Genomic DNA, 15,170 nt, shown 5'->3' with positions numbered 1-15,170 from the left:
GCGTCCTCTACAACCTCAACCCAAGTTTTTTAACACCACCTTCTGAGGGTTACCCCTACCACCGGGGGTGTCCGCGGTTTTGGCTCCGCGGACACCGCCCGTCGCCTGCCGTTCAACTTATTGACATGCACGCACCTCGGTGCCACCGTGAGAGCGCTCTCAAGCTGGTCCGGACCATTCCCCCCACGGAGGTCTAGCGTGCCCAGAAGGCTCACCCGCCGACTACTGGCCCCGGCCGCGGTGACCGCGCTGCTCGCGGCAGTCCTCGCGCTCCACTCCCCCTCGTCCGCCGACGCGGCGGTACCCGAAACAATCCCCCTGACACTGACCAACAACTCCGGCCGGAGCGACGCGGTCTACGTCTACACGATCGGCACCCTGCTCTCGACGGGACAGCAGGGCTGGGCGGACGCGAACGGCACGTTCCACGCGTGGCCGACCGGTGGCAACCCCCCAACTCCCGCACCGGACGCGTCCATCGCCGGACCCGGCGCGGGCCGGTCCACGACGATCCGGCTTCCCAAGTTCTCCGGCCGCATCTACTTCTCGTACGGCCAGAAGCTGGTGTTCAAGCTGACCACCGGCGGTCTGGTCCAGCCCGCTGTGCAGAACCCGAGCGACCCGAACCACGACATCCTCTTCAACTGGTCCGAGTACACGCTCAACGACTCCGGTCTGTGGCTCAACAGCACACAGGTCGACATGTTCTCGGCGCCCTACGCGGTGGGCGTACAGCGCTCCGACGGGACGACGGTGAGCACCGGGCACCTCAAGTCCGGTGGCTACAACGGGGTCCTGAACGACCTGCGCGGCCGCTCGGACGGCTGGGCCGGGCTGATCCAGACCCGGTCCGACGGCACGGTGCTGCGCGCCCTTGCACCGGGGCACGGGCTGGAGTCCGGTGCACTGCCGGCGTCCGTGATGGACGACTACGTCAACCGGGTCTGGCAGAAGTACACGTCCGCGACGCTGACGGTGACCCCGTTCGCCGATCAGCCCGGCACCAGGTACTTCGGGCGGGTCTCGGGCGGCGTCATGAACTTCACCGACGGCGCCGGCGCTGTCGTCACCAGCTTCCAGAAGCCCGACGCGGACAGCGTCTTCGGCTGTCACAAGCTGCTGGACGCCCCCAACGACCGGGTACGCGGGCCCATTTCGCGCACCCTGTGCGCGGGCTTCAACCGCTCCACCCTGCTGGTCGACCCCAACCAGCCGGACGCGTCCTCGGCGAACTTCTACCAGGACGCGGTGACCAACCAGTACGCCCGCGCGATCCATGCGCAGATGGCCGACGGCAAGGCCTACGCCTTCGCCTTCGACGACGTCGGCGACCACGAGTCGCTCGTCCAGGACAGCGCCCCGCAGCAGGCGTACCTGACCCTCGATCCGTTCGACTGACGCCGAAAGTCGAGGCGCGCCCTCGGTCTCGTGGCGGCGTGATGGAGTGCGGGATGTCGTGGATCTAGGCTCTCCCCGGCACCCGTACAACCCGAGGAGCGCAGCCGTGTTCGACGTCGTACCGGAGTACCCGTATCCCGAGAGCCGACGGCCGGACTCGGCGCCCGTGCCACACGAACTGCTCGATCCGGTGCTCGGCCTGCTGGGGGTCTGGCGCGGGCGGGGCGAGGGTGGGTATCCGACACTCGACGCGGGGTTCTCGTATGCGCAGGAGGTCGACTTCAGCCATGACGGACGGCCCTTTCTGCGATACGAGGCGCGGGCGTGGCTGGTCGACGCCGACGGCGCGCCGGTGCGGCCCGCTGCGCGGGAGAGCGGGTGGTGGCGGCTGCAGCCGCAGGGCCGTGTCGAGGCTCTGATCACGCAACCCACCGGTATCGCGGAGATCGCGGTGGGCCTGGCGGCCGACGGCGTGGTGGACCTCGCCACCGACGGGGTGGCCCTCACGCCCACCGCCAAACGGGTGGATGCCACCCGCCGCCGCTACACCCTCACCGACGCCGACACCCTCGCCTTCGTCCACGACCTGGCCGCGGTGGGGCAACCGCTGCAGCACCACCTGTCGGCGACCCTGCGCCGGCAGCGGTAGGCGCGGCAAGCCTCACGCACCCTTGCTTCCGCCAGCCCCTTGCCCGTAGACCTTGCTCCACAACCGCCGTGACTCTGGGGGGAGTTGGCGTATGCAAGGCGCGATCGACGGGTTCCGCTACGGTGCGGTGACCCCGGTGGCGGTCTATCTGATGGCCTGCCTGGGAGGGGCGCTGGGACTGCGGTGCATCGTCCGCTCCCTGCTCAACGAACAGTCCTGGAAACCTGGTTGGCTGGCGCTGGGCGCCGCGTCGATCGGCTGCGGGATCTGGACGATGCACTTCATCGCGATGCTCGGTTTCCAGGTCGAGCAGACCGGGATCCGCTACGACACCGGCCTGACGCTGCTGAGTCTGGCCGTGGCGATCGTCGTGGTCGGCGTCGGCGTGTTCATCGTCGGCTACCGGGGCGCGGGACGGGTCACCCTGGGCGTCGCCGGCGTGATCACCGGGATGGGTGTCGCGGCGATGCACTATCTCGGCATGGCCGCCGTAAAGGTCAACGGGGACATCCGGTACGACATGGCCACCGTCGGCCTGTCGGTGGCGATCGCCATCGTCGCGGCGACCGCCGCGTTGTGGGCGGCGGTCTCCGTTCGCGGCTTCCTGGCGAGCCTGGGCGCCAGCCTGGTCATGGGCCTGGCGGTGTCCGGCATGCACTACACGGCGATGGCCGCGGTGAGCGTGCACGTGCACGGCACGGGCGCCTTCGCCGGTGACTCACCCGCCTCCCTGCTGCTGCCCATGCTGCTGGGGCCGGTCGTCTTCCTGCTCCTGGCCGGCGTGGTGGTCATGTTCGACCCGCTGCTGGTGCTGGGCGACGGCGAGTGGAACCGGTCGCCCCAGCCGGCCGAACCGGTGGCACCGGGGTCAGAAGGCACCTCCTCGGGGGCCCCGCCGTGACCGCCCGGCCACGCGCGGACGCGTACGGCACCGCACCCGCCGCCCCCCAGTGGGCGCCGCCACGGCCTGACGACTGGTGAACTACCGGCCTGCCCGCCGCCGTTCGCGCGCCGGACGGCGGTGGGTGAAGGGGCCACGCCGGTCGACCCCCTTCTCGTGCGCCGGGAGATCGTTGTTACGGTGCACCGGTGTCTGACTCCTCACGCGATACCGCCGAGGGCGCCGGCTGGGGCGCCGCCGAACCCGGCGAGTACAAGCGGCTGATGCCGCCCAAGGTAGTGAAGCTCTCCTGGCTCGACCCGAAGACCCTGTGGTCCGCCCGCAACGGCGTGGTGGCCTCCTGGTTCGGGGATCCGACGGGCCGTACCCGCGGCCGGTGGGTGGCCCAGCGGGAGGCCGCGGGGGCACCCGCCGACAAGGTGATCCGGCGCGAGGACCCGGAGCGGTTCTCGTTCATGGTGATCGGTGACACCGGCGAGGGCGACGACTCCCAGTACGCCGTCGTACCGGGCTTCTTGAAGACGAGTCAGGGGACGAGGTTCGCGATCGTCGCCAGTGACGTCATCTACCCGGTCGGCAGCGCCGACGACTACGGCACCAAGTTCTTCCGCCCCTACCAGGACTACCCGGCCCCGATCTACGCGATACCCGGCAACCACGACTGGTACGAGGATCTCGGCGCCTTCATGCGGGTGTTCTGCGCCGACGCACCACCCCTGCCGCGCGAACCGGCGCCGCGTCCCTTCACCCGGGCCTGGGCGCGCTCGCTCCTGTGGCACCGGCCGCGTCCGGGTGACGGCCGGCACCTGGACGAGGTGCGGGAGTTGCGGTCGGCGCCGGAGCAGCAGGCCGTCCAGCCGGGCCCGTACTGGGCGATCGACACGGGGCCGCTGCGGATCATAGGCATCGACACCGGTCTGCTCGGCACCATCGACGCCGAACAGGGCGCCTGGCTGCGCGAGGTGTCCCAGGGGCCACGGCCGAAGATCCTGATCACGGGCTCACCGCTGTACGTGGACGGCGAGCACCACCCGTGCACGATCGAAGGGGGCAGCGGGACCGTCGACGACATCGTCCGTGACCCGGCGCACCACTATGTGGCGTCGATAGGCGGCGACATCCACAACTACCAGCGCTACCCGGTCGACGTGGACGGCCGCACCCTCCAGTACGTCGTCTCGGGCGGCGGCGGCGCCTTCATGCACGCCACGCACACCATTCCCCGCGTCGGCATCGCGAACGTCACCGAGGAGGACTTCCGCTGCTATCCACTGCGCGGTGACTCCCTCGCCTTCTACAGCCGCCTCTACGGCCACCGGCTGCGGCTGCATCGCTTCTTCACGCTCACCGAGGCGGAGGCCACGGCGGTGATCGCCGAGCGGCTGGGCATCCCGCCGACCCGTACGCCGGGCGGACCGGTCCGGGTCAGCCGCCGGGTGCGGCTGGTGGCGAGCCTGCTCGGTGCGGGCGGCCGCCCCGACCGCCCCTCCCGCTTCCGTCTGCCGGTTCGGAAGATCTACACGCAGTTGTTCTCCCCGTCCTCGGCGACCTACAGCCCGCCCTTCTTCAAGAGCTTCCTCCGTCTGGACGTGACCCCCGAGGAGGTCCGGGTGCGCTGCTACGCCGCCACCGGAAACCGGGCCCAGGAGATCGAGCCGCCGGTCGAGGACGAGTTCACCATCCCCCTGGCCTGATCCGGGGCGCGAGGACGGGAACACTTCCCCCGACGGCCGGGTTGGCACCGCCGTACTGCTTGATTCGTCAAACAACCCGGAGGAACCCGTGCCGTCGACCTCTCGTCCTTTGCGCAAGCTGGGCTTCTTGACCATCGGCCTGTTCGACGAGTCCGATCCGCGCCGGGGTCACGAGTCCACGCTGGAGATCATCGAGCTGGGCGAGCGGCTCGGCTTCGACAGCGCGTGGCTGCGCCACCGGCATCTGCAGTACGGCATCTCCTCCCCCGTCGCCGTGATGGCGGCGGCCTCGCAGCGCACCAGCCGCATCGAGCTGGGTACGGCCGTCATCCCCCTGGGCTGGGAGAACCCGTTGCGGCTCGCGGAGGACCTGGCCACGGTCGACATCCTGTCCGGGGGCCGGGTCAACCCGGGCGTCAGCGTGGGACCGCCGATGAACTTCGACCAGGTCAAGGAGGCCCTGTACCCGGACACGGCGGACGCGGAGGACTTCTCCTACGAGCGGGTGCGCCGGCTGCTGGACTTCGTGCGCGGCGAGAGCGCCAGCGACTTCAGCGGCGTACAGGGCTTCGAGGTGTTCTCCGACCGGGTGCAGCCGCATTCCCCGGGGCTGGGCCGGCGGATGTGGTACGGCGGCGGCAGCCTGAGCTCGGCGCGCTGGGCGGGCGAGCACGGCATGAACTTCCTGACCAGCAGCGTCGTCAAGGCGGAGGGGGACGAGGGGCCGTACGACTTCGCGAAGATCCAGCTGTCGCACATCCGTGCCTTCCGCGACCGGCACCCGGACGGGCGGAGCGCACGCGTCTCACAGGGCCTGGTGGTCATCCCCACCGACTCCGCGTCGCCGGAGCAGCGCAAGAAGTACGAGGAGTACGCGGCCAAGCGCACCCCTCGGACGACCGCACCGCAGGGCCCGGCCCGCATCCTGTTCGCGCCCGACCTGGTCGGGACCTGTGACGAGATCGCCGAACGGCTGCACGCGCATGCCGCGTTCCGTGAGGTGGACGAGGTGGCGTTCGCGCTGCCGTTCACCTTCGAGCACGAGGACTACGTGCAGATCCTGACCGACATGGCGACGAAGCTGGGTCCGGCGCTGGGCTGGAAGCCGTCCGTCTGAGGTCACCAGCGGCCGGCCTCGGTGCCGACGACGGGTGTGGACGGCCTGCCGTCCACACCGACGGGGGTGTCGCCGGTGAGCATCACCCGGTGCATGATCCGGGGGAAGTCGAGGTGGGCGTTGTCGCTGGGGGCGAGGTGGATGGTGGCCCGGTTGTCCCAGAAGGCCACGCTGCCCGGCTCCCAGCGGAAGCGGACCGTGTACTCGGGCCGTACCGCCTGCTCCAGCAGCATGTCGAGCAGGGCCCGGCTCTCGGGACGGGAGAGGCCGGTGATCTGCTCGAGGTAGTAGCCGTTGACGAAGAGCACCCGCTCGCCCGTCTCCGGGTGCACGCGCACCAGCGGGTGCACGGAGGCGACCTGGTGGTCCAGCAGGTGGCGCAGGTAGCTGTCGTCGCCGGGGCGGGGCTGGTAGCCGACGCCGAGGCGGTGTTCGGCCCGCAGTCCGTCGACGAACTCCCGTACCGGGGCGGACAGTCCCGCATAGGCGGCGGCCAGGTTGGACCAGGTCGTGTCACCGCCGTAGGGCGGTACGGTCTCGGCGCGCAGGATCGTCGCGGCCGGCGGATCGACGCGGGCGCCGTGGTCGCAGTGCCAGCCGCGGAGCAGGGTGTGCCGGCGGCGCTGCAGCCACTCCTCGTGCTCCATGCCGAACCTGCCGCCCAGCTCCAGCCGGTCGGCGGTGGTCTCCACCTCGGGGAAGCCGGGCGGTGAGGCGCTGCCCCGCCTGCCCAGGACCACGGGCTCCCCGAACCGGCGCGCGAACGCCACGTGTCCGGCGTGGTCGAGCCGCTGCCCGCGGAAGAACACGACCTTCCAGCGCAGCACCGACGCCCGGATCGCCGCGACGACGGCGTCGTCGAGGTCGCCGTCCAGTCGGACACCGGTGATCTCGGCGCCGATGTGCCCGGCGACGGGCTTCACCTCGATCCCGGCCAGGTCCTGAGCCCCTGCCGCCGCGTCCCGGTTCGTCGTCATGCGCGCTCCCCTGCTCGGTACGTACCGGCCCTGCAAAGATCGTGACAGCGTTCGCCGACGGTGGCGACAGTGCCCCACCACGGTCGCACCACGTGCCCGGTCGTGGATTGAGCCGTTCCGGCCCCAACGACCCTCCCTGGCGCTTATGTTCACGGCGGAACTGATCTTCGCCCCTTGTCCCAGGAGGCCTCTTCCCCATGCGCAACGCTCTTCGTTCCGCCGTCGTCGGCGCGATCGTCACCGGCACGGTTCTCACCTGTGGCACCGCCGGTGCCACACCGCCCGGACCGGGCGTCACCGCCAAGCTGATCAGCCGGACCACCGTCGGGAACACCGACTACGTACTGCGGGAGATCACCGTCCCGCCCGGCCAGAGCACCGGCTGGCACTACCACGACGGCACGGTCTACGGCTTCGTCCGCCAGGGCACCCTCAGCCACTACCACGCCGACTGCGCGGAGGACGGCGTGTACCCGCAGGGCACCACCGTCCGGGAGCCGGGCGGCCCGAGCGACGTCCACCTCGGCCGCAACGAGGGCGCCACCCCGCTGGTCCTCGACGTCCTGTACGTCCTGCCGCACGGGGCGCCCTTCTCCGAGGACGCGCCCAACCCCGGCTGCTCCTTCCAGTGATCAACAACCGGGCGGCAGGGGCTGCTCGGCCCAGATCGTCTTGCCCCGGTCGGTCTGCCGGCTGCCCCAGCGGTGCGTGAGCTGGGCGACCAGCAGGAGTCCGCGGCCGCCCTCGTCGAAGGCGTGGGCCCGGCGCAGATGCGGTGAGGTGGAACTGCCGTCGGAGACCTCGCAGATGAGCGTGCGGTCCCGGATCAGCCGGAGCTGGACGGGCGGGGCGCCGTAGCGGATGGCGTTGGTGACCAGTTCACTGACCACGAGTTCCGTGACGAACGCCGCCTCGTCGAGGCCCCAGACACTCAGCTGCTCGGTGGCGGCCTGGCGGGCCGCGGCCACCCGCTCGGGGTCGGGCGTGATGTCCCAGGTGGCGACCTGGTCCGCGCCCAGCGCACGGGTGCGGGCCAGCAACAGGGCCACGTCGTCGCTGGGCTCCTCCGGCAGCACCGCCTTCAGCACCGTGTCGCACAACGTCTCGAGGGTGTCCGCCGGAGCGGTCAGCGCTCGGCACAGTTCGGCGGTCGCGTGGTCGACGTCGCGGTCACGGTCCTCGATCAGCCCGTCGGTGTACAGGGCGACCACCGCGCCCTCGGGCACTTCCAGCTCGGTCGCCTCGAAGGGCAGGCCGCCGACGCCGAGCGGGGGGCCCGCCGTCATCTCGACCAGGCGCGCGGTGCCGTCCGGCAGCAGCAACGCGGGCCCGGGATGACCGGCGGCGGCGAGGTTCAGACGCCGCGAGACCGGGTCGTAGACCGCGTACAGACAGGTGGCACCGAGTTCGGCGACCTCGTCACCGCGGTCGTCCGACGCCAGGTGGGTGACCAGGTCGTCGAGGTGGGTGAGGAGTTCGTCCGGCGGCAGGTCCACGTCCGCCAGCGTGCGTACGGCCGTACACAGGCGGCCCATGGTCGCGGTGGAGGGAATGCCGTGGCCGACGACGTCGCCGACGACCAGGGCGACCCGGCTGCCGGACAACGGGATCACGTCGAACCAGTCGCCGCCGATCCCCACCAGCGCCCCCGAGGGCAGATAGCGGTGGGCCACCTCCACCGCGGCCTGGCCCGGCAGGCCCTTGGGCAGCAGGCTGTTCTGCAGGGCCAGCGCCGTCGTGCGTTCCCGGCAGAAGCGGCGGGCGTTGTCGATGCAGACGGCGGCCCGGCTGGCCAGTTCCTCCGCCAGGACGGCGTCGTCGTCCCCGTAGTCGTCCGGGTTCGCGATCCGTACGCCGACCGCGACCCCCAGTGTGGTGCCGCGGGCGCGCAGCGGCACCGCGACCATCGAGTGCACCCCCCGGCGCTGGGGGCGGCCCGCCGGAGCGCGGGCGTTGCGTTCGGCGACCCATCGCATGAACTCGGGCTCGCCCGCCTGGCTGACGACGGCCCGCCCGGCGCGCAGGGCCTTCGCCGGCGGCGAGAACGCCGGGTAGACGTCCGCGTCCCCCACGTGCACCGCGGCCTCGGGCGTCCCCTCGGTGACCGAGCCATGCGCGACGCGGCGCAGCACGATGTCGTCCTCCAGCAGCGCCGGCCGCTCCTCCGCGCCGAGGACCCAGTCGAGCAGGTCGACGCTGGCGAAGTCCGCGTACCGGGGCACCAGCAGTTCGACGAGTTCCTCGGCGGTGCGGACCACGTCCAGGGTGGTGCCGATGGAGGCCGCCGCCTCGTTCAGCAGCGCCAGGCGTTCGCGGGCCCAGTACTGCGCGCTGCTGTCGAAGGCCGCCAGAGCGACCGCGCGCACCTCGCCGGAGTCGTCGCGCAGGGGCCACATCTCGGTGGTCCAGGCGTGGTCACGGTTGACGGCGGGAGCGCCCGTGTAGCTCTCGTAACGGGCCGGTCGCCCCGTCTCGGCCACCTGCCGCAGATGGGCCAGGAAGCCCCGGCTGTGTACGGCGTCCTCCACGGTCTCCGAGAAGAAGCGCCCTCGCAGCGCCTCCTCGGGCACGCCCATCACCCGGGACGCCACGTCGTTGACCCGCAGATAGTGCTGCCGGGTGTCGAAGACCGACATCGCCATGGACGCCTGCTGGAAGGCCTTCCCTGCCAAGGTCGGCTCCCCGGGCCGCTCGGCGGTGATCACCCAGCCACCGGACTGACCGTCCCCGTCGAGCACGGGGCACGCCCTGAGCAGCAGGGCGACGGAGGAGCCGTCACGGTGCCGGATGCCGACGACGCCGTTGAGCGCCGCCACCTCCTCACCCGGCGGCTCCGCGGCCAGGAACTCCCGTACCGGCCGCCCGACGGCCTCCTCGGCCGCGTATCCGGTCAGCTGCCGGGCACCTTCGCTCCACCCCGTCACCATGCCCCGGGCATCGACGATCACCGCAGCAGAGCCGTGCTCCATAGAGTTCAGGATCGTTCTTTTGCCCGACTGCTTCAACCGAAACGGAGGACCGGCAGGCCCTCCGTTTCGCCGCTGTCACTTCTGGCGGGCCCGCAAGGCGGCGAGGGCTCGGTCCGCGTGGGTGTTCATGCGGAGTTCGCTGCGGACGACCTCCAGGACCGTGCGGTCCTCGGCTATGACGAAGGTGACCCGTTTGGTGGGGGCCAGGGTGAAGCCGCGTTTGACGCCGAAGCGCTCACGGACGGTGCCGTCGGCGTCCGAGAGGAGGGGCATGCCGAGGGTGTGGCGGCCGGAGAACTCCTGCTGGCGTTCGACGGTGTCGCCGCTGATGCCGACGGGGTGGGCGCCGACCTCGGCGAACTCGGCGGCGAGGTCGCGGAAGTGGCAGGCCTCGGCGGTGCAGCCGGCGGTGAGGGCGGCGGGGTAGAAGAAGAGGACGACGGGGCCGTCGGCGAGCAGTCCGGAAAGGGTGCGCGGGGTGCCGGTCTCGTCGGGGAGCTCGAAGTCGTCGATCTTGTCGCCGACGTTCACCGTCTCGCTCATGACCGGGCCTCCGCGGTCCTGGCGACGCTGCGGGCCCACAGGACGAGGGGCAGCTGCAGGGGCAGCCGACCGATGGCCGCCGCCTTCTGCGGGGCCGGGCGATGGCGCCAGTCGACGGCCATCTTCACGTTCGCGGGGAAGACGCCGACGAAGAAGGCGGCCGTGGCGAGGGCGGCCGCCTTGCGGGTGCTGGGCAGAGCGAGGCCGGCGGCGAGGGCGAGTTCGGCGGCGCCGCTGGCGTAGGTCCAGGTCCTGGGGGCGCCGGGCAGGGCGCTCGGGATGGTCGCGTCGAACTGGCGTGGTGAGGCGAAGTGGGCGGCGCCCGCGGTGGCCAAGAGGCCGGCGAGCAGCAGGGGCGAGCGTTCGGACCGTGGCACGGTTCCTCCTCTGGGGGCTGCCGCGCGATATTACTGGATGGTAAATCGCGCTTGCGCACGGGCCTGTTCGACCGGCTGCTGCCGCCTCCCGCGCCGTCGGGCCGGGGTCAGACGGTGGTGTGCTCCGGTTCCTCGTCGGTGGCGTGGTCGAGGAAGTCGTCGACCATGCGGTGGAAGAGGGTGGCGAGCTGCCGCAGCTCCTCCGGCGTCCACTCGGACAGGGCGAGCTGCATGCCGCGCGCGCCGGCGTCCCGGACCCGCGCGATGGCCTGCTGTCCGGCTTCCGTGAGCTGGATGCGCTGGGCACGGCGGTCGTCGGGATCGGGCACGCGGGTGACGTATCCGGACTTCTGCAACTGCTGCACGGTGCGGGTGACGTGCGAGGCCTCCACTCCCAGCCGAGTGGCCAGCTCCCCTGGCCGCAGCGGCTCCGAGTCGGCGACCTGACGCAGCAGCGCCACGGCGGCGCGGTCCAGCGGCACCCCCGCGAGCGCCATCAGCCGGTCGTGCTGGCGGGCGCGCGTGCTCAGGTAGGTGATGCGGGTGAGCGCGCGCTCGATCTCGACGACCTCGTCGGACGCGGGGGTGTCGGGGATCTCGGGGAGCGGTGGTGTGGACATGCGTCCACTTTACCCTATTGTTGCGTAACTCAAGTAATCAGTCGGGGCATGGTGCGCCGGCTCCCTGGACGACCTGGCCGTGCGGGCCTGTGACGGTCACCGGGAGCGGGTTGCTCCCGGGGTCGCCGACCAGCTCCGCGGCGACGACCGTGCACCGCAGCTGTGCCGCGGCGAGGGCGGCCTTGCTCCCGAAGGAGACGGTGAGCCGGATGTCCACGCGGCCCTGGCGGGTGGACACCTCGACCCACTTCGCGGCCCCGGCCGACTCGCTCGGGTCCGGGGTCGGCGCGGCGCTGAACAAGGGAGCGACCGGCCGGTACGCGACGGACGGCAGCAGCGTTCTCAGCCCCTCGGTCCGCTCCGCGCCGGTGGGGCCCCGCAACAGCACGTCCACGGCCGCCCCGGCGTCGACCGTCCCGGAGACACGCCGCTCGACGCCACGCAGGGCGCCGTCGGCCACGTAGTAGACGCGGATCGTCGCCACGGCCCCGCTCGCGGGTCCGCCGGCCTCCACCACGCCGGTCGTGGGAATGCCGCAGGAGGCCAGCGCTCCCAGCGCCGGTACCAACACCGCCCACGCCGCTCGGCGTACCCCCCTGGTCACCGGTGCTCCCCGGGCTCGGTACCGCTGTCGGTCGGCGACCCCAGCGGCAGTTCGACGGTGAAGACGGCGCCGCCCTCCGGCCGGTTCGCGGCGCGTACGGTGCCGCCGTGCACACGGACGTTCTCGGCGGTGATCGCCAGGCCGAGGCCACTGCCCTCGGTGCGGGCGCGGGCAGCGTCGGACTTGTAGAACCGTTCGAAGACATGGGGCAGCACGTGCCGGGGAATGCCGGGCCCGCTGTCCAGCACCTCGATGACGGCAAGGCGCCCCGCCCCGGACCGGGCGCCCTCCCTCAGGCGCAGCCTGACCGGGCGGGCGCCGTGCCGCAGGGCGTTGCCGACGAGGTTGGCGACGACGACGTCGAGGCGGCGCGGGTCGACGCGTCCGCGCAGGGTGTCCGGCGGTGGCAGCTCGGTGGCCACCAGGTCCGTCCAGGCCCGGGCGGCGAGGGTGCGCCGCAGCGACTCGGCGAGGTCGATCTCGTCGAGGTGCAGCACCGCGGCGCCGGCGTCGAAGCGGGAGATCTCCATCAGATCGTCCACCAGGCGGGCCAACTTCACGGTCTCCTCACTGATCAGCCGGACCGCGGTGGCGGTGTCCGGGGCGAGCCGGGCGGCGTCCTCGTCGAGGACGTCGGTGACCGCCGACATGGCGGCCAGCGGGGTGCGCAGTTCGTGCGAGACGTCCGCGGCGAAACGGCGGGCCCGGGCCTCCATGCCGCGCAGTTCGGCGACCGACTCCTCCAGGGCGGCGGCCGTCTCGTTGAACGTGTGGGAAAGGTCGGCGAGTTCGTCGGAGCCGTTGACGGCGAGGCGGGTGTCGAGGCGCCCCTCGGCGATGCTGCGGGTGGCGCTGCGGAGCGCCCGCACCGGCCGCAGTACGCCCCGTGCGGCGAGCAGGGCCAGCAGCACGGCCAGCACCAGGGCGGGCACGGTGGCCCGTTCGACTGCGGTGACCAGGGCGTCGACGTAGGCTCGTTCCGTGGTCTGGGGCACCGTCAGGAAGATCCGGACACCCGAGGGTGCGGAACGTGCGTCGGTGAAGACGACCGGCATGCCGACGACGAGCGCGGTGTGGTCCCCGCTCCTCACCCGCTGGAAGACGGTCGCTGGCCGGTCGTCGACGGCCGCGCGCAGGGCCGGCGTGAGTTCCGCGAAGCGGTCGCCGGCCTCGGACGTCACGCTCATGCCGCCGTAGGTGACCATGACCCGCCAGTTGCCGGACGGACCGGCCGCCGCCAATTCGAGGGCGAACCGCCTGAGTTCGGCCGGGCGCGGGGGCACGGTGAGACCGGGGGCGAGCCGGTTGGCCTGGGTGCGCAGTTGCGTGATCACCGCGTCCTGGCTCTGCTGGAGCACGCCGGTGCGCGCCTCGCGGAAGGTCAGGGCACCGGTGGTGGCGGCCGTGACCGCGGCGACGAGCGCGAACGCGACGACCAACCGGGTGCGCAGGCCGAGCAGTTGGGGGACCCTGCCGCGCCCCGCGAACAGGCCTCCGGCGCGGGTTCCCGGCGGACGCGTCACAGCGAGGCGAACCGGTAGCCGAAGCCGCGCACGGTCTCGATGTAGCGGGGGTCACCCATCTTGCCGCGCAGCCGTTTGACGCAGGCGTCCACCAGGCGCGCGTCGGCGTGGTAGCTGTGCTCCCAGACCGCCTCCAGGAGTTGCTGCCGGCTGAAGACCTGGCCGGGCGAGGCGGAGAGGGTCAGCAGCAGCCGCAGTTCGGAGGCGGCGAGCGCGACGGGCACACCGCGCAGGGCGACCGAGAAGCCGGCCCGGTCGATGGTGAGGTCGCCGTAGGTGTCGAGCTTCGGTATGCCGCCGTCGCCGGACGTGTGGGCCGCCCGGCGCAGCACGGCACGGATCCGGGCGTCCAGGACCCGCGCCTGCACGGGCTTGACCACGTAGTCGTCGGCTCCGGCCTCCAGCCCCACGACGATGTCCTCGTCGTCGCCCCGGGCGGTGGCCATGATGATCGGCAGCGTCTGGTCGAGGTCGCGCAGCGCTCGGCAGACGTCCAGGCCGGGCATGCCGGGCAGCATCAGGTCCAGCACCGCGACGTCCGGCCGGAAGGAGCGGGCCTGCCGGAGCCCGTCCTCCCCCGTCACGGCGGTGCCGACCTCGTGGCCCTGGCGGCGCAGGGCAAGGGCGACGCCCTCGCGCACGGCGCGGTCGTCTTCGATCAGCAGTACACGTGGCATGGGCTCAGTATCCGTACGCGCCCAGAGCGGTCGGGGCTCTGTTACCGGATGATCACATGAGCGGCCAACCGATTGGGCGTTGTCTTTTCGTTACCGTTCGGGCCAGGTCCGATCACAAAGCGGTCACAACCTGAGCGACCATGACCGCGCACAAAGCAACTCGAGCCGGCCGTCGTCGCCGGGGTGGTCCCGCGCACGCCCTCGCGGGCGGGCGGAAGGGACGGCTGTGGGGAGGTGTCGCCGCGATCGCCGTGCTGGGTGCGGCCGGCTTCGCGGCCGTCGGCTGGACTTCCCCCGGTGGCGGCACCGACCACGCGGAGTCCGCGCCCGGTGCGCCGCCCGCGCGGGTCGGCTCCCCGTCCCCGACACCGTCCCCGAGCAGCACCCCCTCCTCCCGTCACCGTCCCTCCGCCTCGCCCTCCCCCGAGAAGATCCCGGCGACGGGCCCGGGCACGTTCACCACGGCATCCGGCACCAGCGCCCAGGTCGGCACCGGGAAGGTGCTGCGCTACCGGGTGGAGGTGGAGGAGGGTCTCGACCTGTCCGCCGCCGCGGCCGCCAAGGAGGTCGAGCGCATCCTCGCCGACCGGCGCGGCTGGACGGCCGACGGCCACTCCGCCTTTCAGCGGGTGGCCGGCGGCACCACCGACTTCGTCGTGAAGATCGCGACGCCTGGGACGGTGGACAAGATCTGCGGGGAGTACGGTCTGGACACCGAGGGCGAGGTCAACTGCAGCGTCGCGCACAACGTGGTGGTCAACCTCAAACGGTGGCTGCTGGCCACCCCCGTCTATGCCAAGGACGTCACCGCCTACCACGCCCTGATCATCAACCACGAGGTCGGCCACTTCCTCGGCCACGGCCACGCCGGCTGCCCCGGCCCCGGAAAGCCGGCGCCGGCCATGATGCAGCAGATCAAGGGCATGCACGGCTGCGTACCGAACGTGTGGCCCTACGACGAGCAGGGGCGGTACATCACCGGCCCGGCCGTTCCCTAACCCTGGGTACCCGATCCCTCAGCGGGGCGGACGGGTGGCGGAGGTGCGGACGACGAGGGTGGGCGGGATGACGATGTGCGGGATCTCCTCGGCCGCCGGGACTCCCGTGTCGGGGTCACCGAC

At 71.9% G+C, this 15,170-nt stretch carries 15 protein-coding genes; 7 read left to right on the top strand and 8 right to left on the bottom strand.

What is annotated here, in order from left to right; all coding sequences use genetic code 11:
• The first annotated feature begins 198 nt into the window (after nucleotides 1-198).
• From ACIRVK_RS31515 to ACIRVK_RS31495, 5 genes are all read left to right on the top strand, one after another.
• Nucleotides 199-1,398, top strand: a complete 1,200-nt coding sequence (locus tag ACIRVK_RS31515) for a glycoside hydrolase family 64 protein (protein ID WP_404253075.1) — start codon at nucleotides 199-201, stop codon at nucleotides 1,396-1,398.
• Between the two features lie 106 nt (nucleotides 1,399-1,504).
• The gene (locus tag ACIRVK_RS31510) at nucleotides 1,505-2,047 is read left to right on the top strand and encodes an FABP family protein (protein WP_404253073.1); all 543 of its coding nucleotides are present in this window, start codon (nucleotides 1,505-1,507) and stop codon (nucleotides 2,045-2,047) included.
• A gap of 91 nt (nucleotides 2,048-2,138) precedes the next feature.
• Nucleotides 2,139-2,948: an MHYT domain-containing protein gene (locus ACIRVK_RS31505; protein ID WP_404253071.1), complete on the top strand. Its 810-nt coding sequence runs from the start codon at nucleotides 2,139-2,141 to the stop codon at nucleotides 2,946-2,948.
• Nucleotides 2,949-3,136: 188 nt separating this feature from the next.
• Nucleotides 3,137-4,642 (top strand): metallophosphoesterase family protein, encoded by a 1,506-nt coding sequence (locus ACIRVK_RS31500; protein ID WP_404253069.1) that lies wholly within the window; start codon nucleotides 3,137-3,139, stop codon nucleotides 4,640-4,642.
• An 88-nt stretch (nucleotides 4,643-4,730) separates the two neighbouring features.
• Nucleotides 4,731-5,759 carry an LLM class flavin-dependent oxidoreductase gene (locus ACIRVK_RS31495; RefSeq protein WP_404253067.1) on the top strand — a complete coding sequence of 343 codons (1,029 nt, stop codon included), beginning with the start codon at nucleotides 4,731-4,733 and terminating at the stop codon, nucleotides 5,757-5,759.
• Between the two features lie 2 nt (nucleotides 5,760-5,761).
• Here the strand turns inward: ACIRVK_RS31495 and ACIRVK_RS31490 are convergent, their stop codons facing one another.
• Nucleotides 5,762-6,736, bottom strand: coding sequence for a TauD/TfdA dioxygenase family protein (locus ACIRVK_RS31490; RefSeq protein WP_404253065.1), 975 nt, complete (start codon nucleotides 6,734-6,736; stop codon nucleotides 5,762-5,764).
• Between the two features lie 197 nt (nucleotides 6,737-6,933).
• On the opposite strand from ACIRVK_RS31490, the gene ACIRVK_RS31485 reads away from it, so the two are divergent.
• A complete protein-coding gene (locus ACIRVK_RS31485; protein ID WP_404253063.1) occupies nucleotides 6,934-7,368 on the top strand; it encodes a cupin domain-containing protein in 435 nt (144 codons plus the stop codon).
• Here ACIRVK_RS31485 and ACIRVK_RS31480 read toward each other — a convergent pair whose 3' ends face one another.
• From ACIRVK_RS31480 to ACIRVK_RS31450, 7 genes are all read right to left on the bottom strand, one after another.
• A complete protein-coding gene (locus ACIRVK_RS31480; protein WP_404253061.1) occupies nucleotides 7,369-9,705 on the bottom strand; it encodes a SpoIIE family protein phosphatase in 2,337 nt (778 codons plus the stop codon).
• 75 nt (nucleotides 9,706-9,780) lie between these two features.
• Nucleotides 9,781-10,248, bottom strand: coding sequence for a peroxiredoxin (locus ACIRVK_RS31475; RefSeq protein ID WP_404253059.1), 468 nt, complete (start codon nucleotides 10,246-10,248; stop codon nucleotides 9,781-9,783).
• Complete coding sequence (locus ACIRVK_RS31470; protein ID WP_404253057.1) at nucleotides 10,245-10,625, bottom strand: MauE/DoxX family redox-associated membrane protein; 381 nt, start codon at nucleotides 10,623-10,625, stop codon at nucleotides 10,245-10,247. Before ACIRVK_RS31470 ends, ACIRVK_RS31475 begins: the two co-directional genes overlap by 4 nt.
• Nucleotides 10,626-10,732: 107 nt before the next feature.
• Complete coding sequence (locus ACIRVK_RS31465) at nucleotides 10,733-11,245, bottom strand: MarR family winged helix-turn-helix transcriptional regulator (RefSeq protein ID WP_404253055.1); 513 nt, start codon at nucleotides 11,243-11,245, stop codon at nucleotides 10,733-10,735.
• Between the two features lie 37 nt (nucleotides 11,246-11,282).
• Nucleotides 11,283-11,849 carry a hypothetical protein gene (locus ACIRVK_RS31460; RefSeq protein WP_404253053.1) on the bottom strand — a complete coding sequence of 189 codons (567 nt, stop codon included), beginning with the start codon at nucleotides 11,847-11,849 and terminating at the stop codon, nucleotides 11,283-11,285.
• Nucleotides 11,846-13,339, bottom strand: a complete 1,494-nt coding sequence (locus ACIRVK_RS31455; RefSeq protein ID WP_404253189.1) for a sensor histidine kinase — start codon at nucleotides 13,337-13,339, stop codon at nucleotides 11,846-11,848. The genes ACIRVK_RS31460 and ACIRVK_RS31455 overlap by 4 nt, the downstream gene beginning before the upstream one ends.
• A 29-nt stretch (nucleotides 13,340-13,368) precedes the next feature.
• Nucleotides 13,369-14,049 carry a response regulator transcription factor gene (locus ACIRVK_RS31450; protein WP_404253051.1) on the bottom strand — a complete coding sequence of 227 codons (681 nt, stop codon included), beginning with the start codon at nucleotides 14,047-14,049 and terminating at the stop codon, nucleotides 13,369-13,371.
• Nucleotides 14,050-14,189: 140 nt separating this feature from the next.
• Between ACIRVK_RS31450 and ACIRVK_RS31445 the strand changes: the two genes are divergently transcribed.
• Nucleotides 14,190-15,047, top strand: coding sequence for a DUF3152 domain-containing protein (locus ACIRVK_RS31445; RefSeq protein WP_404253049.1), 858 nt, complete (start codon nucleotides 14,190-14,192; stop codon nucleotides 15,045-15,047).
• Nucleotides 15,048-15,170: the final 123 nt, after the last annotated feature.

Source organism: Streptomyces sp. NPDC101152, assembly GCF_044768275.1.
GTDB lineage: Bacteria > Actinomycetota > Actinomycetes > Streptomycetales > Streptomycetaceae > Streptomyces.
This window is presented reverse-complemented; position numbering and strand designations above follow the sequence as displayed.